General features: G+C 45.7%; 15 protein-coding genes. 1 reads left to right on the top strand and 14 read right to left on the bottom strand.

Annotated elements, in window-relative coordinates:
* Positions 1 to 28 precede the first annotated feature (28 nt).
* The 10 genes from CFT61_RS03060 to leuS all read right to left on the bottom strand — a co-directional run bounded on the left by CFT61_RS03060 (position 29) and on the right by leuS (position 14,097).
* Positions 29 to 1,099: an AAA family ATPase gene (locus CFT61_RS03060; RefSeq protein WP_089543018.1), complete on the bottom strand. Its 1,071-nt coding sequence runs from the start codon at positions 1,097 to 1,099 to the stop codon at positions 29 to 31.
* 452 nt (positions 1,100 to 1,551) lie between these two features.
* Positions 1,552 to 3,276, bottom strand: coding sequence for an AAA family ATPase (locus CFT61_RS03055; RefSeq protein ID WP_089543017.1), 1,725 nt, complete (start codon positions 3,274 to 3,276; stop codon positions 1,552 to 1,554).
* A gap of 145 nt (positions 3,277 to 3,421) precedes the next feature.
* On the bottom strand, positions 3,422 to 4,570 hold the full coding sequence (locus CFT61_RS03050; protein ID WP_089543016.1) for a glycosyltransferase family protein: 1,149 nt from the start codon (positions 4,568 to 4,570) through the stop codon (positions 3,422 to 3,424).
* A gap of 49 nt (positions 4,571 to 4,619) precedes the next feature.
* Positions 4,620 to 5,600 (bottom strand): glycosyltransferase family 2 protein, encoded by a 981-nt coding sequence (locus CFT61_RS03045; protein ID WP_089543015.1) that lies wholly within the window; start codon positions 5,598 to 5,600, stop codon positions 4,620 to 4,622.
* Positions 5,555 to 6,589, bottom strand: coding sequence for a glycosyltransferase family 2 protein (locus CFT61_RS03040; RefSeq protein ID WP_089543014.1), 1,035 nt, complete (start codon positions 6,587 to 6,589; stop codon positions 5,555 to 5,557). The genes CFT61_RS03045 and CFT61_RS03040 overlap by 46 nt, the downstream gene beginning before the upstream one ends.
* Positions 6,590 to 6,631: 42 nt before the next feature.
* Positions 6,632 to 8,656, bottom strand: coding sequence for a T9SS type A sorting domain-containing protein (locus CFT61_RS03035; RefSeq protein WP_089543013.1), 2,025 nt, complete (start codon positions 8,654 to 8,656; stop codon positions 6,632 to 6,634).
* Entirely contained in the window at positions 8,653 to 9,582 is a 930-nt protein-coding gene (locus CFT61_RS03030; RefSeq protein WP_089543012.1) for a glycosyltransferase family 2 protein, read from the bottom strand. The genes CFT61_RS03035 and CFT61_RS03030 overlap by 4 nt, the downstream gene beginning before the upstream one ends.
* Entirely contained in the window at positions 9,575 to 10,192 is a 618-nt protein-coding gene (locus CFT61_RS03025; RefSeq protein ID WP_089543011.1) for a non-canonical purine NTP diphosphatase, read from the bottom strand. Before CFT61_RS03025 ends, CFT61_RS03030 begins: the two co-directional genes overlap by 8 nt.
* Positions 10,193 to 10,203: 11 nt before the next feature.
* Positions 10,204 to 11,157: a YitT family protein gene (locus tag CFT61_RS03020; RefSeq protein ID WP_089543010.1), complete on the bottom strand. Its 954-nt coding sequence runs from the start codon at positions 11,155 to 11,157 to the stop codon at positions 10,204 to 10,206.
* 78 nt (positions 11,158 to 11,235) lie between these two features.
* Positions 11,236 to 14,097, bottom strand: a complete 2,862-nt coding sequence (leuS, locus tag CFT61_RS03015) for a leucine--tRNA ligase (protein ID WP_089543009.1) — start codon at positions 14,095 to 14,097, stop codon at positions 11,236 to 11,238.
* 295 nt (positions 14,098 to 14,392) lie between these two features.
* On the opposite strand from leuS, the gene CFT61_RS03010 reads away from it, so the two are divergent.
* On the top strand, positions 14,393 to 15,529 hold the full coding sequence (locus CFT61_RS03010; protein ID WP_089543008.1) for an AAA family ATPase: 1,137 nt from the start codon (positions 14,393 to 14,395) through the stop codon (positions 15,527 to 15,529).
* Positions 15,530 to 15,732: 203 nt separating this feature from the next.
* On the opposite strand, the gene CFT61_RS03005 is transcribed toward CFT61_RS03010, so the two are convergent.
* The 4 genes from CFT61_RS03005 to CFT61_RS02990 all read right to left on the bottom strand — a co-directional run bounded on the left by CFT61_RS03005 (position 15,733) and on the right by CFT61_RS02990 (position 24,284).
* Positions 15,733 to 17,154 (bottom strand): AAA family ATPase, encoded by a 1,422-nt coding sequence (locus CFT61_RS03005; protein WP_089543007.1) that lies wholly within the window; start codon positions 17,152 to 17,154, stop codon positions 15,733 to 15,735.
* 422 nt (positions 17,155 to 17,576) lie between these two features.
* Entirely contained in the window at positions 17,577 to 19,328 is a 1,752-nt protein-coding gene (locus CFT61_RS03000) for a RagB/SusD family nutrient uptake outer membrane protein (RefSeq protein WP_089543006.1), read from the bottom strand.
* Positions 19,329 to 19,378: 50 nt separating this feature from the next.
* Positions 19,379 to 22,573, bottom strand: coding sequence for a SusC/RagA family TonB-linked outer membrane protein (locus CFT61_RS02995; RefSeq protein WP_089543005.1), 3,195 nt, complete (start codon positions 22,571 to 22,573; stop codon positions 19,379 to 19,381).
* 310 nt (positions 22,574 to 22,883) lie between these two features.
* Complete coding sequence (locus CFT61_RS02990; RefSeq protein WP_142990538.1) at positions 22,884 to 24,284, bottom strand: hypothetical protein; 1,401 nt, start codon at positions 24,282 to 24,284, stop codon at positions 22,884 to 22,886.
* Between the last annotated feature and the right edge of the window lie 116 nt (positions 24,285 to 24,400).

Genomic DNA, 24,400 nt, shown 5'->3' with positions numbered 1-24,400 from the left:
TTCGCTGGCGATTTCTCAGTATATAATCTTACCCAATCATATTCTTGAGTATCCATTTCCTGAAGAATGGGTCTTCTATTTCATATCTGTCACTTCGGATGATGTAGCCTTTCTTGCTTAAACGCAATAGGGCACTGGTCATCGTGCTGGTAGGTTGGTTCCTGTCTTGTGCAGGATTGTTGCCCTCGCAGATACTGACCATTACATATTTGTCTGTCTTATTGAAATTCAACCATAAACGTTCGTAGTCTAAATCATGAGTTGTTATGATGTCTTCTATGGCGAGTTGGAGTACATCCTCGTTTTTGCCAGCTTCCAGGTTGTTCCAAACTGCGAATGAAAGCTGTTGCGTGTAGTATGGATGGCAACTTGTAAAGGCCAGTATCTCGTCTGCAATTTGAGTAGGCTGCTCTGATACATCTTTCAATCTGTCTGCAATATATGATTTGAAATCTTCGTATGGAATCTTGTTGAGTCTCATCAGCATTCCAAAATGATAGAACGGAGACTTCACACGTTCAAAGATATCTGTCATCATCGATTCCTGGCTGCCCAGAAAGATGTAATTGATGCCTGTCTGTTCCTGCATGATGGAACGGAGCTGCTTATCCATGTTTTTATCGATTTCCAGGATGCTTTGAAACTCGTCAAAGACAACAATCAGTTTGTTTTGAGGTGTAGAAACCTTCTGAATTGTATTTAAAACATCTTCTATTGCAGTTGTTCCATTGTCAGTTGATGGTTGGAATGAAACCGATAGCTCGTCTGTCATCGGGTTCATGTTGATAGAAGGAATGATGCGGAAGTTACGAAGATAGTGCTTCATCTTTTCCAGTTTGAATTGATTGAGCAGTTCCTTCAGAAGCTTTGCCGCAAAATCTTCTTTGCTGAGCACGGCTTGCATATTGAGCCATAGGTATGGTCGTTGGGTTTGGACAACAGCCTTTTTTACGAGACTTGATTTGCCAAAACGTCGTGGTGACATAAGAACAAGGTGGTTCTCGCTCTTGAGAAACTGTACGATGTAGTCCAGTTCTTTCACTCTGTCTGTAAAGTATGGGGTATCAACCAATGAGCCAAATTTAAACGGATTTTCCATAATCGAATTTTTTCGTAACGAAACTTTTCGCAAAGATACGAAAAAATAAAGATGCTTAGAAGATAAACTCCTTTAAATTATTATTGTTTAACATCTTTTAGATTGAGCCGTCAGCGTAAGACTTATCTTGCTCTTTTAAATGAATATCATTAAAAACTGCAGCAAAGATACAAATAATCCCTCAATGAGGGATGAATTCTTTTAAAAATATCCCTCATTGAGGGATGAATTTAATCATTTTTATCCCTCATTGAGGGATTTTTGCAAGTATAGTCTTTTCATAAGCCTTGTCGTTTCTATTTTGATGAATTAAATAGTGGCAAAACTAGTTTAATGACGGCTCAATCCCATAAGGGAAAATAGGAATATCCTTTATGGTAAATGTTGATACTATTAAAGAAAATCTCCGTTCAGCGACGTTGAATATAAAAGATCGTTAGGGCTTATCCTCTTCAGCGCCATTCCTCTACTCTCCAAAGATCGTTACCTTTATATATAATAGCAATCTTGTGTATAGGCTTGCCGCTCATCAGCTTTGGCAATCTTGTGTCTTGAGTATATTGGTCTAATTGCGCCTTTGCTTCTTCTAAAGCCTTCATGCCTTCTTTATCGGTATCACCTGATTTCAGATACTTCAACTCCAGGAGATAGGCATGGGCAACCTCTGGGAAACGGGTGAGGTCAGGAATCATCGTCAAGTCACAATAGCCGCCGTTCAGCTCCATTTCCTGGATGATGTAGTAATAACCACTATGGTTGAGATAAGCGGCGATGAACCCTTGCAGGTTGCGCTCTGCCTGAATGCTGGAGTGGATGCTCGTGCAGTTCTTATAACCCTCGGCAATGTATTCGATGGCTGGCTTGATGTTACCATCTAGAGCCATTACATCGTATCGGTCGGCAAGATGATTATTGTTGATTTTAGTATCCTTGTTGTATTCATCCAACACATAGCCGTAATATTGGCGGCGTACATTCTCGTTAGGGATTCCCAACTTTACTCTTCTGCCACGCTTGCCAATGATGGTCAGCATGCCGTAATAGTAGAGCAGACTTGGGAACAGGTCTGGGTCAACCAAGTCTTCTGCAGGAAAACTTTCTCTCAGCTCAGCCCAGATATAACCTTGGTTGATGATTTCTTTCAGTACGCTCTTGCGGTCGCCTTGCAGCTTGTCCAGGAAGATAATCTTCTTCATCTTGGCATAATCAGTCATGGTGTTTGGATCTACCATCTCTTCCGGAGCTTTGCCAAAACGGATGAAATGGCGGAGATAATAGATAACCATATCCGAATTGAACATCTTTGGGTCTGTGACCAGACTGTCCTTTGCGAAACAGTAGTTGTCATACCAAGGCTTCATGTCAGTAATCAGCTGGTCGGTCGGAACATTGATGAGTCCTACTTCTCTGTAGTATTCTATCATTTCCCGTACCTCGTTCTCGCTGAATCCCAGCATCATATTGAACATGGGGTCCATGGAGAGATTGATGCCGATGTTATAGCCACTGTTGAGGTCGTTCACGGTGACAGGACTAACTCCCATCATCATGATGCGCTGGAACATTCCCTTGAATAGCTTGAAGAAGTCACGGTAGAAACCTTGTGCATGAGTCAAGGCGTGATACACAGCTTCTCCTTCCTCGCTCAGGATGTTGTTGGTGAAATTGTCGTACTCATCGATGATGAGGTAAAGTTGCGTACCTTTTCTCTTGGAATAAATATTCAGTGCATTTAGCTTATAGGAGGCACTTGTAAAGGAAAGATATTCCTTAATATTAAAGCTCTCATCGTAATAAGTTGCATATTTTTGGATGAAATCGTCCAATATGGTACAGCAATAGGCATTGAAGTTCTCCTCCAAGTTACCTTGTCCTGCTGCAGCTCTAGAGAAGTCGAAATACAAAACCTGATATTGTCCAAGTCCTTCGGTTGGATGCGACTCAATCCAAGTATCCTTGAATGTGGTATGGAATGAGTCTTTCTTCTCAATGTCGTAGTAGGCTTGAAGCATCGTGAGGAAGACACTCTTGCCAAAACGGCGTGGGCGGATGAGATAGAGAAAGTCTCCTGCTTCCTCCATCTTAGGTATAAACATCGTCTTGTCAGCACAGTATCTGTTCTGACTCTTAATCCAGGTATAATCGGCAACACCGTATGGTAATCTCTTGTAATCCATATCTTCTTCGTTTTATAGAGTGCAACTTATTCGATTGCAAAGATAGTGGAAATAATTGGGAATAGCAAGGCTTTTTTCAAAAACTTCCTTAAATGATATCCTTCGTTCCAATATCCTGTAGGCGACGTCTTTTTATCACAAGAGCCTAGGCTAACAGGCTCTTGTAGTATTCTTCATATTGTTTAGCTACCTTTATGTATTCATGATGCTTGCTGATGTATTCGAGGCTCTGTTGCTTAAGCTGCGGTATCAGTTCTGGGTGAAGCACCAGGTGCTCCAACTCTTGATATACGCTCTCATAGTTGGGCTGCACATTGATGATGGGACGGAGATGCTCTTCGTGGATAATCTCGTAGTTTTCCGGTTCTCCACCACCTATGCAGATGATGCCCCTCGCCATTGCCTCCAGCGGATTCATTGATGGAGTATAACTGTAGAGCTGGTCGAGGATGGCATCGCTGCCGTTCATCATCTTTACATATTCCGCAAAAGGCACGTTTTGGGCGATACGCAGTTCTACCTTTTCCGGATATTTCTCGGCGATTGCCTGGGCAGCTTTCAGCATGATGTCCGTACCCTTATACTCACTTCTGGTTTTGTTGATACCTATGAATAACTTCAACTTTTGGGAAGGTCTTCGGGAGATATCTACAGAAGATGTCTCTACAGAAGCTGCCCTTTTATCCCTATCCTGATGGGATTGTGTATAAGTGTGGATAGGATAGGGGATAAACGTGGTTTTCTGTGGAAAATGCGGTTGATAACATACCCAGTATTCATAGAGTCCCGCTATGATGCCGTCGCAATCTTCAGCTATCATCCGGTTGAGTCTTTCCTTGGCGGTTCCCAGCCAGTCTTTTCTTTCTTTCAGGGCATCGGCATTGGTGCGTAATTCATCTCCTATGTTGAAATCGCTGTATCTCAATGGCTTATCCTGGCAGCAGACGCTTACCCAATAGTAATCCATACCGAAAGCCCCCAGCACCACCTTCTTGTTGTGCTTTCTCAAATACCGGTAAATCGGGAAGATACGCTCAGCTTTCAACTCCAGAAACATCGGGTTGATGAGCTGGACGATGTCGTATCCCCTTAACTTATGCACAATTGTGTATAACTTTATCAAATATAGGATTCCCCCCAGTTTTCCAGGCTTTCTCACCATGTTGATATCTCGTGGATAATTCTTCCAGAAGTCGCCGTTGGAGAGCACGGTAACTTCATGCCCCAGCTTGCGGAGTCCCTCGGCAAGTGTGGCATGTACGTTACTGTATTCTCCCATTAATAGAATCTTCATCTTCCTGATATACTCTTTTATTATCTGATAAAATCTTCCTCCTTCTTATTTATTTCTTGATGAAAAAGAGGAGCGCCATTCTTCCTACGTATGTACCTATCATCTTTCTGAACATGGTATATTTCTTGGTGTATTCCTTGTCAGGAAGTGGATAGAGTCCATGCTTTCTCAACTTCTTGATGGCGTGGTTCAGGGCTATCAGCGAATGTTTCAGTCGGATATTGTTCACCAGATAATCCATCGAGAGTTGGGCGATGCGGCGGCTCAGCGCCTGTCTTTCTGCCACCGGAATCTTATCCAGCAGTTTCTGCAGATGCAGGATTACTTCCAGACTGTTATCCATTTTCTGGCTAATCTTCTCATGATCCATCTGGTGGGTTACGGAGTTCGGATTCTCACGATAGTAATAAGCCTCTGTCTCCATCTTGAAGATTCTTTCGGCACGCAGGAAGAGCTGAGGGGTAAACTCCTCATCTTCTCCATATACGATGCCCGGCGTAAACTGCAGGGTTCCTCTGATGCTGCTGCGGAAAATATAGGAGCAGGCAGAACCATGCAGGTTATGATTGCTCATATAGGCTGTGCCCGATATCGGAGTCGGCAATTCATAAGGAGGAGTATCCGTCTGCCTGTTTTTTACATAGTTGAAAGTCACGATGTCTGGCTGATGATATCTTACGATGTCTAGACAATGTTCGTAGGCGGTCTGTACCAGATAGTCGTCGCCATCCATAAACTGGATGAATCTGCCCTTGGCTATCATCATACCATAGTTTCTAGCCACGCTGGCTCCCTGGTTAGGCTGTCTCAGATAGATGATATCCTGCAGATATTCCGTGAGTCCGTTGATCGCACAGATATCGCTTCCATCATCCACGAGGATGATTTCTCTTTCCTTGGCATTGAGTGAGAGCTGGAGGATGCTTTTGAGGCATTCCTCCAGATATTCCGTAGGCATATTGTAAGTGGTGATGATGAAACTTACTAAGGGTGCCTGTATATTCTGTGTATGAGATGATTGATTTTGCATAATGAATGATAACCTAAAATATTGAATAGTTTGAGTTTGAATGAATGAATCCCTTTTTTTCCTTCCAGCCATTTCACGGCGTGGATAAGGGGAGGATCCGGTTCATATCTTCCTGATAAATCGTAGAGATCGAGCAGGACATTGAGATGCTGCGTCAGGAAATCTTCTAATGAAGACTGATATTTCAGCAGGATTTCTTCTGTTGCTCCCATTTGTAGCTTCATCTTTTCTTTACCCGCTATTTTCAGCTTCATCAAAGCCTGCCTCTGTCCCAGATACAGCTGAAGCAGATCGGGATATTTTGCCTGCGATGTAATGCCGTGAGGATTCCAGTAATAGAGATACTTCCCTACATCCGTCACTCTTATTTTCAATGGTGGGGGAGGAACCACCGCTCTGTCCGGAGTAATCTCTGTCTCCGTCAGCCCTATCAGTTTCGGAATCGTCCACACATCCTCAAAGCTTTTTCCTTTCGGAAATTCGATGTTCTGAAACAGCGAACGCCTGAATATCTTGTTGCAGGCATAGGTATGATGATAGCCCTTTTCCGCCAACCAGTATTCGATGGCATTCTGATAGGTTTTCGGAGCGAAGGAGAGGAGCTTTTCCCGATGGGGATGACCGATTCTCTCCATGATGGGATATTCAAGAATATCCACATCGGGATGTTGATAAAGTTCTTCCATCAGCTGTTGAAGCGAGTTTTCCCCAATCGCATCATCACTGTCTATAAAGGTGATATACAGTCCTTTAGCCCTCTTTATCCCCACATTTCTGGCATCGCTTAAACCTCCGTTTTCCTTGTGGATAACGTGGATACGACTATCTTTCCCGGCATATTCATCGCAGAGCTGAGGGCACGCATCAGGCGATCCATCATCTACGAGAATCAGCTCGTAGCTGGTGAATGATTGCTGCAGGATACTCCCGATGCATCTTTCGAGCGTATCTTCGGCACGATATACGGGGATGATGATACTTAGTTTCATTGCTTGCTCTCTTGATATTTCTGATAGAAGATGCTGTCTCTTTTATCTGATGATGGCTATTTTGCAGACGGTACCCTTCTCTCCGTTGCTGGTAGCGGTTTCCACCATATAGATTCCGCTAGCCACTCTTCTGCCTTTCTGGTCGCAGCCGTTCCAGGTATAGGTGCCGCCGTTGCTTCTGCCCTGGTTCACCAGAGTTCCGCTGGTACTGACTATCTTCACATCCGCATTCAGCGACAGACCGGTGATGGTGATGAGTCCTGTATAGTCTGGCTTTACCGGGTTCGGATAAGCCCATACATTGTCTTGGGTCATCTCTTCGTTGGTGGCGGTAGCATCGCTCATATAGGAGCAGAGACCCTTGTCGGTTCCGATAAACACCTCACCGGTAGCATCGTTGATGGCGAGCGATTCGATGTTGTTCGACAGCAGCTTGCTGTTGGTTGCCGTGAAGTGATGAATCTGCTCCATATTGTCGGCGCTGATCAGATAGACACCGTTGTTGCTGGTACCAAACCATTTTCTGTTTGCCTGATCCACTGCCATGCAGGTAATATCCACACCGCCCAGCAGATAGTCGGCATAATTGGTACCGTCGTTTCTCGGCACTTTCACCTGGGTAAGCGTTGGCTGCGTATCATCCAGAATATGCGGAGTGATGTAGAAAGGTCCCTGGTCGGTTCCTATCCACAGATTGTGCTCCAGGTCTTCCTTGATGCATCTGATATAATAGAGATTGATTTCCGCACCATCCTGATTGGTGAAGGGCTTGCTGAACATCTTCACCTCATCGGTTTCCGGCTGATAGCAGACGATGGCTGGAGTTTCATGATTGTCATTCACGAACCAGAGCCTGCCCTGCCTGTCCTTCATCAGACCCGTCATCGCCGAAAGACTGTAGCCGTTCGGATTCAATGTCTTCTGGTCGTGGGCTACCAACTGGTTGTCTTTCATCTCGATGATGGAGCGGTGGGTAGCCTGGCTGTTGAGAATCCACAGCTTTCCGCTTTCATCCGATAGCAGACTATGCACCAGCACATAGTTGTTGTCCAGCACCGTTCCTCTATCCACGGCAGCTTCCAGGATACTGTTGTCCTTATTATAATAATGTGTCAATTTGCCGTCCGTAAACTCATAGAGTCCGGTTCTGCCCGAAGCAAACACGTGGTTTGGATCGTGGATATCCGGTTCTACACAGTTGATATCCTGATACTGGTAACCCGTCGTATTCCTGATGTCATCCTGATAGATGGTCCAGTTGTCCCTGTTCAATACCTGGATGGTGCCGGGACGGGTATCAAGAGAGAGTCCCGAAAGAAAGGCGCCGCCGCAGGTATAGAGCTGGTTGTGGATAAACTTCATATACCAGAAATGATTATACTTCGGACCTCCTGGCAGCAGGCTGCTTACCAGTTTCATCAGTTCGCTCTTGTCCTCTTTTTGGGGAGCGGTATAAGCCCCCACCTTGCTCCATCGGTTTTTGTCGAGCAGGTTGTCAGAGAGGGCAGCGCGATAGGTACCTTCCTCCTTGCTGTAGGCATAGATCTGGTTATCCCTGATTTCGCACCAGTTCACCTTGAATCCCAGTGTATAAGTATCGCTGATTTCCCCATCCGCCATATTGAGCTTGATGATGCCCAGTCCATAGCAGAGATAGGCGAATTTGCCATACATATAGATATCGTTGATGGTCTTGTCGCCCGTGATGGTGGCAGAATAGTAATCCGGCAGATTCTGCACGCTCCAGTTCTGGGTGTTCATCAGGTCGATATTGGCATTGCTGTAGAGGATGAGCAGCCGCTTGGCAGTCTTGTTGTAAGCGATGTGCTGGATATCGCAGTCGTTCAGGAAGTCCATCTTGCTGAAGGTCTGAATGCTCTGGTCGTTTCTGTTGTAGGCATAGAGATTGCTGGAAGCCTGCACGAATATCCAGTTGCCGGCTTCTTCTATTTCCTGCACTTCGCTGTACGCCATATAGGCTTTCCAGTCGCCGATGGCAGCGCTGCTCTGGAAAGTGGCAACCTGAAGAATCAGGAACGAGAGGAGTATCCATATTTTCTTTCTCATCTATCTAAATGTATATAATATAATAACTTATATATATTAAACATAAAAATACTGGGTTTATTGCCTGTGAGCCTGGCTTTTATTGGCAGACTCAGCAGCGGAAAGAGATACTGGCAAGGTGGATAGAGATGCCATCTTTTCAGCTTGTGGGCATAGTCGATGATTTTGGAATAGCCCTGCAGTTCATTTCTGAACTGATAGAGGGTACGCAGGCTTTCCTCTGTTTTATAGAGAAACGACATATTGCCTATAAAGTGTTCATAACCCAGTGGATTATCCACGTGAAGAATCGGTATGTGATTGTCTTTTAGATTCTTGCCCCAAAGCACATCTTCGTACCCATAGTGGGAAAAACGTTCATCGAATGGGTGTTTCAGCAGGATGCTTCGCTTCACGATAAAGTTGGAGGTGTGGAAGTCTGCATAGGGATGAGCCTGTCGCTGGAGATGATTTCCGTTCTGCGTGCCGGCAGATTCGAAAATGTATCGTAGGTTATATTTCAGTCGTTCTCTGGTTTCAGCATCCCGCTTTATCTGATATCCTCCATAGACCACATCGCTTTCTTTTTCTTTTAGATAATTGGCAAGATACTGATGGCTGATCATGTTCATGTTGCTGTCGATAAAAAGCAGCCAGGTATATTTCGCCTCCCTTGCCAGGAAGTTGCGGATGGCAGCCCTGCCCACGTTCTCTTTTCTCTCGATGTAGCGGCAATGGGGGAGGGTGTTGATGATACGGTTGCCTTCTACGGTTCTTTCATCTGTAGAACCATCATCGGCGACTAATATTTCGTATTCGAAATGAGAGGATGAAGAGAGGGAATCTGAAGATGAATACAATAACGATGCTTGAGCTTGCAGGGATTTTACAAGCTCAACGCATACATTATTATATGTAGGGATTAATATCGAAAGGGTATTAATCATTCTTGTTCTTTAAGAATTCAGCCAGTTTAGCCACGGCTCTGGCTCTATGGCTGATGCCGTTCTTGATTTCCTCACCCAGCTGGGCGAAACTCTGGTCGTAGCCTTCCGGAACGAAGATCGGGTCGTAGCCGAAACCTTCGGTGCCGTGCTTTTCGGTAGCGATATGACCCTCTACGATACCATCAAACTGATGGATTTTCTTGATGCTGGTGCAGCCGCAAGGGCAGACATCCTTCTTCTCGATGTAGCAGATCACGGTACGGAATCGGGCCTTTCTGTTCTCCTTTCCATTTAGTTCTCTGAGCAGTTTAGCCATGTTTGCCTCGCTGTCGTGGTCGGTACCTTCAGCATAGCGGGCGCTGTGAACACCCGGCGCACCATCCAGCGCCTCCACTTCCAGACCGGTATCATCGGCAAAGCAGCTCAGGTGATAATGGTCGTAAACATACTGCGCCTTCTGCAAGGCATTCTCCTCCAGCGTATTTCCTGTTTCAGGAATATCCACATCGCATCCTATCTCCTTCAGCGAAACCACCTCGTAGTCGCTGCCCAGGATATTGCGGATTTCCTGGAGCTTATGCTGGTTATTTGTTGCAAATACGATTTTCATTGTATTTTCAATTATTTGATTTTCTTAATATCTTTCTCCTTGATTTTCACTTTCATTTCATCAAATCCCTCGCCATACACACCGATGACGGCACTCTGGCTGACAAAGGCATTCGGGTCGATGATCTTGACGATGCGGAAGATGGTGACGCTCTCGTTCTTCTTGGCAAGAATACAGAGTACCTTCATCTCGTCGCCGGTGTACCAGCCGTGGCCATCCAGAATCGTCACACCATGGTCCATCTGTGTACCGATGGCGTTGGCTATCTCCTGATATTTCTTGCTGAAGATCATGAACTGCACACTCTCTCGCTTGGCATTCATCACATAGTCGAGCACCAGGTTCTCAATCACCATGGTACATAGACCGAATACCACCTTTCTGATGGCATCTATCGCCGTGAATTCCGGTTTCGCATTGAAGACGAAGAAGGAACTGCCCACGATGACGAGGTCCACGAAGATGAGCACACGTCCCAGCGAGATGTTATGGTATTTGTTCACGATGGCGGCGATGATATCCGTTCCTCCCGTACTTCCATTGTGCAGGAAGACGATGGCGAGCGACAAGCCCGTAAACAGACAGCCGATGATGAGCGACATGAAGTCTTGTCCCTCTCCCAGCACTTGCACCATCTTGCCATCTTCACCTATCATCAAGTCTTGCGCCAGCGCCAGGAATACGGAGAGCATGATGATGGCGTAGATGGTCTTTACCATGAACTTGAATCCCAGAATCTTCAGCGCGGCAAGCAGCAGGGCGGCATTGATGAGAAAATAAGACAAATAGATAGGTATCCCCGTGCCGTAGTAAATCACGGCTGCGATACCCGTTACGCCACCCGTTACTATCTGGTATGGAAGCAGAAAAATGGTCCATCCAAATGTGTAAAGCAAGAGTCCAAGGGTGATGTAGAAATAATCCTTGCACTCATTCTTAAATGTTTGACTGATTGCTATTTGCATAATATTTTCCTCGTATTTTTAAAGCGCAGAAGGTCGCCCATTTTTAGATGAGACGACCTTCTGGATATTATCAATAAATTACTTTTTCAACACTACGTTGACGATCTTCTTTGGTACGATGATCACCTTCAACACGTTGAATCCTTCCAAGTACTTCTGGCTCTTCTCGTCTGCCAATACCTGCTTCTGGATTTCCTCGTTAGGAGTATCCACAGGGAAAGTCATCTGGAAACGAGCTTTACCGTTGAAGGAAATGGTGAGCTGCATATCGTTCTCCTTCAGATACTGCTCATCATACTTAGGCCATGCAGCATCGCAAACGCTGCCCTGCTCGCCAAGTGCTGCCCACAACTCTTCTGCGATGTGTGGAGCGAATGGAGCAATGAGGATGACGAGATCTGTGAGGAGTTCCTTGTTGCGGCACTTCTGCTGACCGAGTTCGTTCACGGCAATCATGAAGGCTGAGATAGAAGTGTTGTAAGAGAACTTCTCGATGTCCTCGCTTACCTTCTTGATGAGCTTGTGAACGCTCTTCAGGCTCTCTGGCTTCGCTGCCTCGTCGGCTGATGGAAGGAAGTTGTCGGTACGGTTCTCGTAGAACAGACCCCAGAACTTCTTCAGGAAGCGGTGGCAACCGTCGATACCGTTGGTATCCCAAGGCTTGCTTGCCTCTACAGGACCCAGGAACATTTCGTAAAGACGCAGGGTATCAGCACCATACTTCTCGACAATCATATCTGGATTCACTACGTTGAACATACTCTTAGACATCTTCTCGATAGCCCATCCGCAGATGTACTTGCCATCTTCCAGGATGAACTCAGCGTTCTGATACTCAGGGCGCCAAGCCTTGAATGCCTCGATATCCAATACATCGTTGCTTACGATGTTTACATCTACGTGGATAGGAGTTACGTCGTAATCCTTCTTCAGGTTCAAGCTTACGAATACAGGAGCCTTGTCGTGGTCATCGCTGTTGATGCGGTAAACGAAGTTAGAACGGCCCTGAATCATACCCTGGTTCACCAGCTTCTGGAATGGCTCTTCCTTGCAGCTTACGCCGAGGTCAAAGAGGAACTTGTTCCAGAAACGGGAGTAAATCAAGTGACCGGTAGCATGCTCGCAACCGCCTACGTAGAGGTCCACGTTCTGCCAGTACTCATCAGCCTTCTTGCCTACGAGTGCCTCATCGTTGTGAGGATCCATGTAGCGCAGATAGTAGGCAGAAGAACCTGCGAAACCTGGCATGGTGTTGAGCTCCAGTGGGAATACGGTCTTGTTATCAACGAGACTCTTGTCAACCACCTCTTTCTTCTCAGCATCCCAAGCCCACTTCTTGGCTCTGCCCAATGGTGGCTCGCCAGTCTCTGTTGGCTTGTAGGTCTCAATCTCTGGCAATTCGAGTGGCAGGCACTCCTCTGGAACCATCTGTGGCATTCCGTCTTTGTAATATACTGGGAATGGCTCACCCCAGTAGCGCTGACGGGAGAAGATGGCGTCGCGGAGACGATAGTTTACCTTTACTCGGCCGATGCCCTTCTCGGTAACAAACTTCTTGGTAGCTGCGATAGCCTCCTTCACGGTGAGTCCGTTCAGCGAGAAACCATCCATGCTGCTCTTGCCAGCTACAGGTGAGTTGGTTACGATACCTTCCTTGGCATCAAAGCTCTCCTCTGAAACATCAGCACCCTCGATAAGAGGAATGATAGGCAGGTTGAAGTGCTTGGCAAAGGCGTAGTCACGGCTATCGTGAGCTGGCACAGCCATGATGGCACCTGTACCATATCCTGCCAATACATATTCTGAAATCCATACAGGGATTGCCTCGCCGGTGAATGGGTTGATGGCGTAGCTTCCTGAGAATACACCGGTTACGCTGTGGTTAGCCATACGGTCAAGCTCGGTACGTTTCTTCACGTAGTCGAGATATTTCTCTACCTCTTCCTTCTGCTCGGCAGTAGTTACCTGCTGAACATACTCGCTCTCTGGAGCCAGCACCATGAAGGTAACACCAAACATGGTATCGGCACGGGTGGTGAAGATGGTGAACTTCACGTCGCTGTCCTTTACAGAGAATACTACCTCTGTACCCTCAGAACGGCCAATCCAGTTCTTTTGGGTTTCCTTGATACTGTCGCTCCACTGGATGGTCTCCAAACCGTCGAGCAGACGCTGAGAGTAAGCAGATGTTCTCAGGCACCACTGCTGCATCTTCTTCTGGATGACAGGATAACCGCCACGCTCACTTACGCCGTTTACTACCTCGTCGTTGGCAAGCACAGTACCCAGACCTGGGCACCAGTTAACCATCGTCTCGCCGAGGTAAGCAATGCGGTAGTTCATCAGAATCTGCTGCTTCTTCATGTCGTCAAAGCTGTTCCACTCCTCGGCAGTGAAGTCGATCTGCTCGTTCTGAGCCACGTTCAAGTCTGCAGAACCTTTCTCCTCGAAGCGCTTGATGAGCTTTTCGATAGGCTGAGCCTTCTGGCAGCTGTTGCAGAAGAATGAGTTGAACATCTTCTGGAAAGCCCACTGAGTCCAATGGTAATACTTAGGGTCGCAGGTACGAACCTCACGATCCCAATCGAAGCAGAAGCCAATCTTGTCGAGCTGCTCGCGGTAGCGGTTGATGTTGGCTACGGTAGTAACCTCTGGGTGCTGACCAGTCTGGATAGCATACTGCTCAGCAGGCAGACCGTAAGCATCGTAACCCATAGGGTTCAGTACGTTAAATCCGTTCAAACGCTTGTAGCGTGCATAGATATCGCTAGCGATATAACCAAGTGGGTGACCTACGTGCAGACCAGCTCCTGATGGATAAGGGAACATGTTGAGCACATAGAATTTCTTCTTGTTTTCATCTTCTGTCACCTTGTAGGTCTTGTTCTCGACCCATTTCTGGTGCCATTTCTTCTCGATTTCTCTGAAGTTGTATTCCATTGTCTTTATCTAATTATTTTGTTTCTTTTCTTAAATATAATAAGGTAAAACCCCATTCAAGGTGCAAAATTACATTTATTTTAGCACATTACAAAATAAAATGCAAGTTTTTTATGATTTTAATGCCTGAGCATGCTAGCATTTCATCACCCTCTTGTCTTTAGGAGATAATTATTATTAAAAAACTTGAAAACATTTGGCTATCTCGTTTTTTATTGCGTAATTTGCGTTGCGTAAAAAGCGCAATGGCTGTAAGTGTAACGAAATAATGAGATAATAAGATAAAAGCAATAATATGGCAACATTGAACAATCCTTTTGTTGTATATGGTTATAAGGGCGCTGAGTATTTCTGCGACCGTCAGAAAGAAACCGAGAAGATGATTTCTACGCTTCACAACGAGCGTAACATCACGCTTGTCGCTCCTCGCCGTATGGGCAAGACGGGATTGATACATCATGTCTTCCATCAGATGGAGGAGCAATATGAAGGGGTGAAGTGTTTCTATCTCGACATCTTTGCCACCAAGAACCTGGAGCAGATGGTGCAACTGATGGCTTCTGAAATCATCGGAAAACTGGATACGGTTTCACAATCTGCTCTCCGAAAGGTACAGGAGTTCTTCAGCAGTTGGCGACCTACCTTGACGATAGATGAATTAACCGGCATTCCAACTTTTTCTTTGGATTTGAAGCCGAGCGAGGGAAGGGAAAGCTTGAAGCGAATCTTCGAGTATTTGAAGCAATCGGGAAAGCGATGCTATATTGCTATTGATGAGTTTCAGCAGATATTAAGTTATCCTGAGGATGGGGTAGAGGCGATGATTCGTTCCTACATTCAGTTTTTACCGAATGTGTATTTCGTATTTTCGGGCAGTCAGCAGCACATGATGCAGGAGATGTTCCTTTCGGCAAACCGTCCTTTCTTCCAGAGTTCCCTGGTGTTGTCTTTGCCTTGCATCGAAGAGCCGGTTTATCGGGAGTTTGCCAATCGCCTGTTGTCATCCCAGCATAGATTGATAAATGAATCAACCTTTTCTTATATCTATCAGCAGTCGGACAGTGTAACCTGGTATGTGCAGGCGATATTGCATGGCATTTACGAGCATGAATCTTCCGAGATAACGAAGTCGTTGGTGGATGAGGTAATTCAGGAGTTGATAGAGGAGCAGGCGATGGCTTATCAGAACTATTGTGCCTGGCTTACGGAGAACCAGCAGATGCTGCTGTTGGCGATAGCTAGTGAGTGCCTGGTTTCTTCGCCTTTGAGCCAGCAGTTTATCAGCACCCACCATCTGCCAGCCACAAGCAGCGTGAAGACGGCATTAAAGGCATTGGTGGATAAGCAACTGGTAAGCAAGACCCCCAAAGGCTATCTAGTAAGCGACCGTTTCTTTGCGAAGTGGCTGGTGAGAGGGGGAATCACATCATAGTCCTTTCATAATTCTGGTGGCATATAGATTACGAGATGTAAATAATATTCCATAAAAGGACAATCGTGAAGAAACTCCCGGAAAATGGGCAAAGAAGAAATCGAAAATTTTCCCTTAAGGATTTTTATTTTTTTCCTTAAGGGAAAATTTTTTTCCTTAAGGGAAATAAAATCTTCCCTTAAGAGATTATTTTCATTGCATTTTTATGTAAACAAATCATCCATGGTGAGTTGCACCTGTGCTATTGCCGAATGGGCTGTAGGACGAATACCAAACGTAGTTATCAAAGTAGGCAAGATGCCATGACGTACTCCCGTCTCTTCTACGAAATCAGCCATACGAGTTCTTATACGAAGCTCTTCCTCCTTCGTTATGCTATAAGGAGACTGCGAATACTTGATTTCACAGAGATTAATCAGATGGTCAGCTCGCTCTATCAGCAAGTCTATCTGCGCCGCAGGTGTAGAGCATTTGCTTCGCCAGGAATAATACTCCGTATAGATTTGCTCAATGCCTAAACTCTTCTTTATCTGAGGAATATGCAACATACAGATACGTTCAAATGCCAAGCCATACCATGTGTTTTGGCGAGGCTTGCCCATCTGATGCGTCCAGTAAGCTACATCCGTGGTACCAGGATGACAGAAGGACATATAAAATAAGGTGTATAAGTCCGTGAGCTGGTAAATCTGGTCTTTTTGCTTGATTTTCTTTTCACGCGTATTATAACCTCTTACAAAGTCACAGTTGATCAATTCCCGAAGCACCTTGGTCAATGTTCCACCCGACTTCAAATTCAGATGCGTAGAAATTTCCTTGCGAGTCATGCCTTGCTTACATTTTGCCAGCGTTTCTATCACTCTCATATAGATTTCCGAGTTTCGGAACAAAGAAGAATACAGCCTATCATACTCTCGTTTCAGTTCACCACGTTCAGCAAAGAACAATCGATCTACATTAGCCTCCACACCTTGCGTCTTGTCCAGCAAGCTCAGATAGTAAGGCACTCCACCCATCATGCTATAAATCTGCAAGATGGAAAGACGTGGCCACAAGAATCCATTCGCCTGGAGATACTCCTCCGTCTCACCTAGTGTGAATGGAGCCAAGTATATCTCATGCGTAATGCGATTATGAAGTCCGCCATGGCTATCTATGAGATTAGAAATCATCCACGATGTGGCACTGCCACAAACCACAAGCATAATCTCATTCTGATTAGCCGCCCAACTATTCCAAAAATGCTCAAAAGCCTGCTGAAAATTAGACTTGGGAGTATCAAGACAAGGCAACTCGTCTATAAAAAGCAGTATGCGCTTACCTCCCAACTTCGACTTCAGCATTTGCTTCAAAATCTCAAATGCCTCTGTCCAATTAGAAGGCAAAGGCAGCTTTGGGTCGCCAAATTCACGCAAAGCATAGCCAAAATTAGACAATTGAGCCTCGGCTGGTGCATCAATAGACCCAGACATCTCGAAGGCAAATTCATCCTTGAATAGATTATGCACCAGATAAGTCTTGCCGATGCGCCTTCTTCCATACACTGCCACAAACTCAGCCTTTCCTGAATGGTAATACTCGGTAAGCTGTCTAATTTCCGTTTTTCGTCCTATAATTTGCTCCATATCGCTTGAATAAGATAATTTGTTACGGTGCAAAAATACGATAATTATTTGAAAAATCAAACGATACTTTAGCCAAATCGATGTTTTTTAACTCGATTTGGCTAAAGTATTCCTTATATCTTAGCCAAATCGGTGTTTTTTTTGTCCGATTTGGCTAAAGTATCGCTTGCCCACTATTTCTTAGTTCATCCCTGCATATCCCAATTATTATAATAAAGTACAATTATCTGTGCTTATGATATGCTCGGTAAAAGTATGCTTTTAAAAAAGATATGCCCTCTTGCTTCACAGCAAAAGGGCATACGCTTAGTTTTCATTTATAGAATAGTGTAAGTCAATAAATGAACCAAATTTAAAAACTTAATCTTATAAACCTAATCTTACTATAAGCCTATTCTAAAACTCATTATTGAGATAAATAGTTATTCTGTCCATCCTGGGTTCTGGGTCAGGTTCTTGTTCAATGCCAACTGGTCGATTGGCAATGGATACAACCAACGACGATCGTTGTCTGACCACTTGCGACCTGCAGCATCGTCATAGCTCTCTGCGTAGATGCGGAGATAGGTCTTGCCGTTATATACTCTAGTGTTGCTGCTATCGAAGGCGTAGATCTCGTTATACTGCTCCTTCACCTTGTCGGTAACACGGATACCCAGAGTAGTAAGCGGATTCTCCAACAACTTCATCGCATTCCAGCGCTTCAAGTCGTCCATACGGAAACCTTCGCCAACCAACTCGATACGGCGCTCACGACGAATCTCATAGAGCAGGTTAGAAAGCTCATAACCATAGTTGATAGGCTTCTGGTCGGCAACAGGGTTCACGGTGAGGTGAGCCATATCTACACGGTCGCGAAGCTGGTTGATGGTCTTGTCAAGAACATCCTGGGTGCAAGTACCCAACTCGGCATTAGCCTCGGCATTGATGAGCAAAACCTCTGCATAACGGTAGATGAACCAGTCGTAAGAAGTGTTGCGAGCCTGCCACTGAGTCTCGTCGGCAGAGTGGAACTTGGTACATGGATAACCTGTTACACCACCAGAAACTGAGCAGTCTGGCATCTTGTTCTGCACCTGCTTGTTGTTGCGGAGCCAGAATGGCTTATGGTTGTTATCGATGAGCTGATAGAGACGTGGGTCGCGGTTGGCAATCTCTGTCTCCAACTCTTCATCACCCTGATAGCCTGAACCCTGGTTGTAGATAGGAGTACCATCCTTCATCAGGAACGACTCGATGAAGTCCTTGCTCAAACCCATACCGTTGCCACCAGCCTGACGGCCAGTCTCGTGGGTAAGGACACCTGTCTCGTAGAAGCGAACCATGATAGCCTCCTTGTTGTCAGAAAGGTCTTCCTGAACAAACTGGTTGGCATAGCTGAGTGGATAACCCTCGTATGACTTGGTGCCGGCACCAGCGTCAGTACCCTTTACGATTTCATACTTACCGCTGTTGATAATCTCGTCGGTCAGCTGCTTAGCCTTTGTAATCAAGCCTTCAGCTGTCAAGCCCTCAGAACCAGCCTCGTGGTGATACTTCATATAAGTACCATAGTAGAGGCAAACGCGAGCCAACTGGGTGCGGGCTGCATCCTTGTGCAGACGACCCTTTTCAGCCATAGTCTTCTCTGGGAGCCACTGGATAGCGAACTCCAAATCCTCGATAATCTTGTTCAATACGAAGTTGCGTGAATCACGACCCTTGAAGAGCTCTGCCTCATCACCTGTCTGGAGGTCACTCTCATACCAAGGCACATCACCGAAATTACGGATCTTGCTATAGTAATCCTGTGCTCTGAAGAAACGAACCTCAGCTACATACTTGTTGATTTCAGCCTCAGAGCCAGAAGCAGTCTGATAACGCTTCAGGAAGTAGTTGCAGCTACGCACGTTGCCCCAGTCCCAGCCACCGCCTGATGTTGGAACGGTGTAGTTGTTGAACAGATAACCGCTTGGGCTATTGGTTACAAAGTTATCACTCTCGCCATCAAGAGTAGAAGAAGGACCTGCCAGCATGTTGCTGTAGATACCATTGGCGTACATCTTGAGGTCGTTGGCACTCTTCCAGTATGATTTATCTGTAAATGAGTCTTGTGGGCTCAAATCGGTATAGTTGCAAGATGCAAGTGTCATACCGGCCATCATACTCAAAATGAATATATTTTTAATTTTCATTGTCTGTCTATTTAAGCATTAATAATACACACTTTCCTAACTCTCAAACATTATAATGTTAAGTTCATACCAACAGAGATCTTCTTGTTGATAGGGTAAGTCATGTTACCAAGTGTTTCAGGGTCAGCAAACTTCACCTTCATAGGAGTCAATGTCAGGAGGTTTTCACCCTGTACAAAAACTCTCAAGCGAGCAATACCTACCTTCTTCAACAAGCTAGATGGAACAGTATAACCCAATGTAACGTTCTTCAAACGCAGGTATGCTGCGTTCAGCATATAGCGTGAAGAGGTGTTGTGGTTACTGCCATTTACACTGTAGTGATGGAGTTTTGGGAAATAAGCATCACGATTATCCTCTGTCCAGTAGTCAAGAGAGGTGGTCTGTGGAGTACACCACTCATCTGTGAAGCCCCAGAACTGGGCACCACCCCAACCACCGAAGTAGTCGCGCTTGCCGATACCCTGCCAGAACATCTCGAAGTCGAAGCCCTTGTAGTCGGCACCTGCTGTGATACCGTATGCATAGCGAGGAGTTGAGTTACCGAGAATCTTGCGGTCGCCTGGCTTATCTACTGTACCTTCGCCCCAAGTTACCTTGCCGTCACCATCGATATCTTCAAACTTCACGTCTCCTGCACTCCAGTGGCCGCCGTTGATAGCCTTCTGATCCCACTTGGCTGCTTCCTCGTCGCTCTGGAAGAGTCCGTTAGATACCAAACCCCAGATTTCGCCAATCTTCTGGCCTACGTAGTAGTCGCTGAGGAGGCGTGTGTCGTTAGAGTACTTGGTAATTTCAGACTGATAGTCAGACAATACACCCTTGATGTGATAGCCCAAACCGCAGCTCAAGCGATCGCTCCACTCTACAGAAACTTCCCAACCAGTGGTCTTCATGTTGGCAGCGTTGCTTCTTGGCACGCTTGTACCGAGTACTGAAGGAAGAGTTGCACCCTTGGTCAACATATCCTTGGTGTCACGACGATACCAGTCGAAAGATGCACTCAAGCGGTTGTTGAGCCATGTACCATCGATACCGAGGTCGAGCTGGTTTACGGTCTCCCATGTAAATGAGCTACTTACCAAGCCAGGAGCATAAACAGCTACAGGGCGTGTGCCGCCGAGCAATACGCCAGCCTTGGTGCTTACACCATAGGTAGCCAGGTAAGGGAAGTTACCAGATACGTTCTGGTTACCCAGAGAACCGTAAGATGCGCGGATCTTCAGGTTGTCCCACCAGCTGCGCAATGGCTCGAAGAACTTCTCCTCTGATACACGCCAAGCTACTGAGCCTGAAGGGAAGAACGCATAGCGGTTACCCTTAGCAAACTTAGAAGAACCATCCTCACGGCCGTTGAACTCGAAGAGGTATTTGCCCATAAAGTCGTAGTTGAAACGGAAGAAGAGACCGTTGGTAGCCCACATGCTCTCGCTACCGCTGGTAGAAGTATCACCGTATGCGAGGTTGATCTGTGGAGTATCGTTGTCGATGAGGTTCTTGCGACCTACCCAGTGATACTTGTTGTGCTTCTTCTCCTGGTTGTAACCTACGAGTACCTTGAAGTTATGCTTCTCTGCCAAAGACAGTGAGTACTCAGCAAATACGTTGAATGCCTGATAGTAGTCATCGTAGTTAGATACGGTGATACTGCTTGGGTTAGTCCAAGGATAGTAGTTCTCTGTACCTGGAACGGCTGTATAGTCGTAGAAGTTACGTACGTGCTCGTTAGCGTTTCTGCCGTAGAAGTTCCATGTGTAGTCAGCATTGATGACGAGACCCTTGATAGGAGTGATGCGTACAGCACCAGTCATCCACAAGTCGTTCTGGCGATACTTGGCGTTACCACCCTGCTCCATGATAGCGATAGGGTTGGTGTAGCTACCCTGACCTGCATAGTGTCCATCAGGATGCTTTACTGGCATCAATGGGCTCAAGTCGTTCTTCATCATACCTGAGTATGCGCTCAAACCTGAGTAAGCAGTAGGGTTCATCGCTGTAGTACCACCGGTAGGGTGAAGCTCTGATGTATAGGTATGAGTAATCTTGGCGCTTACATTCAACCACTTGGTAATGTTGGAAGAGATGTTTACGTTAGCGTTGTACTTCTTGTACTTATCGTCACCAGCGGTCAAGATACCCTTCTGGTCGTTCATACCCAGAGAAGCATAGTAGGTAGTACGGTCGTTACCGCCGCTGATGCTGGCATTGTAGATCTGAGAGAATGAAGTCTTGTAAAGCTCATTCCACCAGTCGGTATTGCCGCAATAGCCATACTTAGCCTTGTCGTATGCCTCGTCGAAGAATACAGGATCCTTACGGGTTCCGTTGAAGTATTCCTCTGTATATTTATAAACCTGATCCTTGAAGTATCGGCCTGAACCACCGTCATTCTTGTTAGCCTCATCCATCATCTTGAGGTACTGCATGGAATTAACGTTGTGGTATGACTTGGCAGGGCTCTGCCAGTAGCCTGTAGCGTTGAAAGAGATGGTTGGTTTGTCGCTCTTGCGACCCTTCTTGGTAGTGATGAGGATTACACCGTATGCTGCACGTGCACCATAGATGGCTGCAGAAGAAGCATCCTTCAATACAGAGATAGACTCAACGTCTTCTGGATTCACGAGGTTGGCATCCATCTGAACGTTATCAACCAATACCAATGGGCTACCGCCGTTCAAAGACGTGTTACCACGGATATTGTAGCTAGAGCTGGCACCAGGAGCACCACCACTGTTCATAGATACGTTCAAGTTAGGAACAACACCCTGGAGACCCTGTCCGATGTTGGTGATAGGACGGTTTTCCAATACCTTACCATCCACGTTGGCAACAGCACCAGAGAGGTTTACCTTCTTCTGTGTACCATAACCTACGACAACGACTTCTTCCAGGCCGTGAGTATCCTCAGCAAGAGTAACGTCGAGGCTCTTTCCGTCCCACTTGATTTCACTGTTCACGAAACCAATATAAGAGATAACGATTGTTGTACCCTTGCTTACACCAGAAAGGGTAAAATTGCCGTCCAAATCGGTAACGGTAGCATTCTTGGTACCTTTCACTGATACAGAAGCACCAATAATAGGTTCACCGGTAGCATCCTTTACCACACCCTTACAAACAGCACCTTGCTGTGCTATCATTGCTGCACCCAATGTGTTTGAGGTAGAAACAGTACTCGCATTGGCGCCACCTACTAAAATCGTAGATAGTAATAGGGTCATGCCAAACTGACTTTTTTTGCTCATAATTGTTTGGTTTTAATTGTTATATTATGTAGTTTTATAGAGATAATCAGATTCTTAATTATATAATTGTCTGACTAAATATATATTTCTATTAATGATTCTTATTGCTTAGCTTATGCTTAGGCTTATTGTATTTTAATATTTGGTTGCAAATTTACGAGATTTTTTATTAAGTTTTCAAAAAAAACAGTTAATAAATATTAAAGGAGACGAAAAAGCATATTAAATTTGCTTTTTCGCCCCCTTTATCCTTATTTAATATAGATTCTTACCTTATTTAATATAGATTCTTTCTTCTTTCCGGTAGAAATCAGCCGAAAAAGCTGTACCCCCAGATGGCTTGCATCATCCTGGCACAGAGCGAGGAGAAATTCTGATAGAGCTTAGGCGACCATTTCGTCATACCATACAGCTCCTTCTTCTCCAGAAACATCTCCTCGGTCCATTCGGTATAATCGTACTCATTGAAGTAGCGGGAGTAATCGCTCAGATTATCTGCCGTAAAGCGGAGACGGGGATCGATGGTGCCAAACCACTCGGCACTCATCATCTGATGGGCAAAGGTGGCGAAGGTGCTCTCATGCTTGATCAGGTTGAGATGCTTCAGCACGCTCCATACACAGAACCACTGGTTTTTCCGGGTAATCAGATTCACCATCTTGGAGATGGATTTCTTCAACTCCTCCAGATCCACCGAACGGCCCTTCACCGTAAGATAGAATACCTCATTATGAAGCGACTGCTCGAATTCCTCCGGAAATTCTATGGCACGGATACGCTGCGTGATGATCTGGTATTTAGCCACTGCATCCACAAGCTTCAGGAATTCCTCGTTCGTGAAATTTACTTTTATCAGCGAAGCACCCAACTGGCTCACATCATCTGCACTATTGAGAAACAGCAGGAGCAGATTCTGGGGCACCAGATGCTTCAACTCCCTTCTCGCCTGGAGCCATTGATTCACATCGAGCGGTTTGCCATCGTTGTCGTACTGCAGGTTGGAGAAATACAGTTCCAGCTTTTCGCTGCTGTCCTTTTCCGAGATGTATTTCTGTATCGCCCATTCCGTTAATCGGGCTGCTTCCTCGGGTGTCATTTCTGAATCTGTAACGTGGCAGACTCTGCGGAAATGCAGCACCAGATAGCTGGCGAGGCAATAGAGGCGGATGAGATACCACAGGCGTTCCTCGTATCTCACCCCCGGGAACTTCGTGATTTTATGATATTTCTGAATCATTTTCTCCGTATTCTGGATATCTTCCACCATCAGCTGTATCGATTCCTGGTTCATGCCATCCATCAGCAGCAGGTCGTGCAGCTTAGGCAGGAGCGTACTGATCTCTGAGGAGAACATCGGGGAAGAATGTCCTTCTACTTTCTTGCCAGCCTTGACCAGGGCAAGGACTTTTTTCATGAATTTGGTAAACTGGGTGGTGATGATGAGTTCGAAGGAGGTGAAATACATCTCGTTCTGCTCCTTGCGATGATGGGAAACATCGGTATGCTGCAAGGCGAGGTCCTGATCTGCCAGATAGCAGAGTCGGGCAGCCTTGGTACACAGGGAGTGGATGTCGAAGGTCATCTCCTGCGAGCTGTAATCTTCCCATCCGTCCACCAACACCTTGAGCATCATTGTAAAATGGTCGAGTTGGCGATCGAAAACCTCGTAGCTGAATGCGGGGACTTGTTTATCTTGCTGAGTCTGTAGCATATTTCTAGTTTTATCGTGAATAGTTTGCGAAACGAAGTTCCGTAATCAATCTGCAAATTTACGTTTTTCCATCATTATCACCAAATGTTTTCCCGTAAAACTGAAGAAATCCGCCC

Source organism: Segatella copri (genome assembly GCF_002224675.1).
In the GTDB taxonomy this organism is placed as follows: domain Bacteria; phylum Bacteroidota; class Bacteroidia; order Bacteroidales; family Bacteroidaceae; genus Prevotella; species Prevotella copri_U.
The sequence above is the reverse complement of the archived record's forward strand: the minus strand, read 5'-3'. Positions and strand labels throughout refer to the sequence as shown.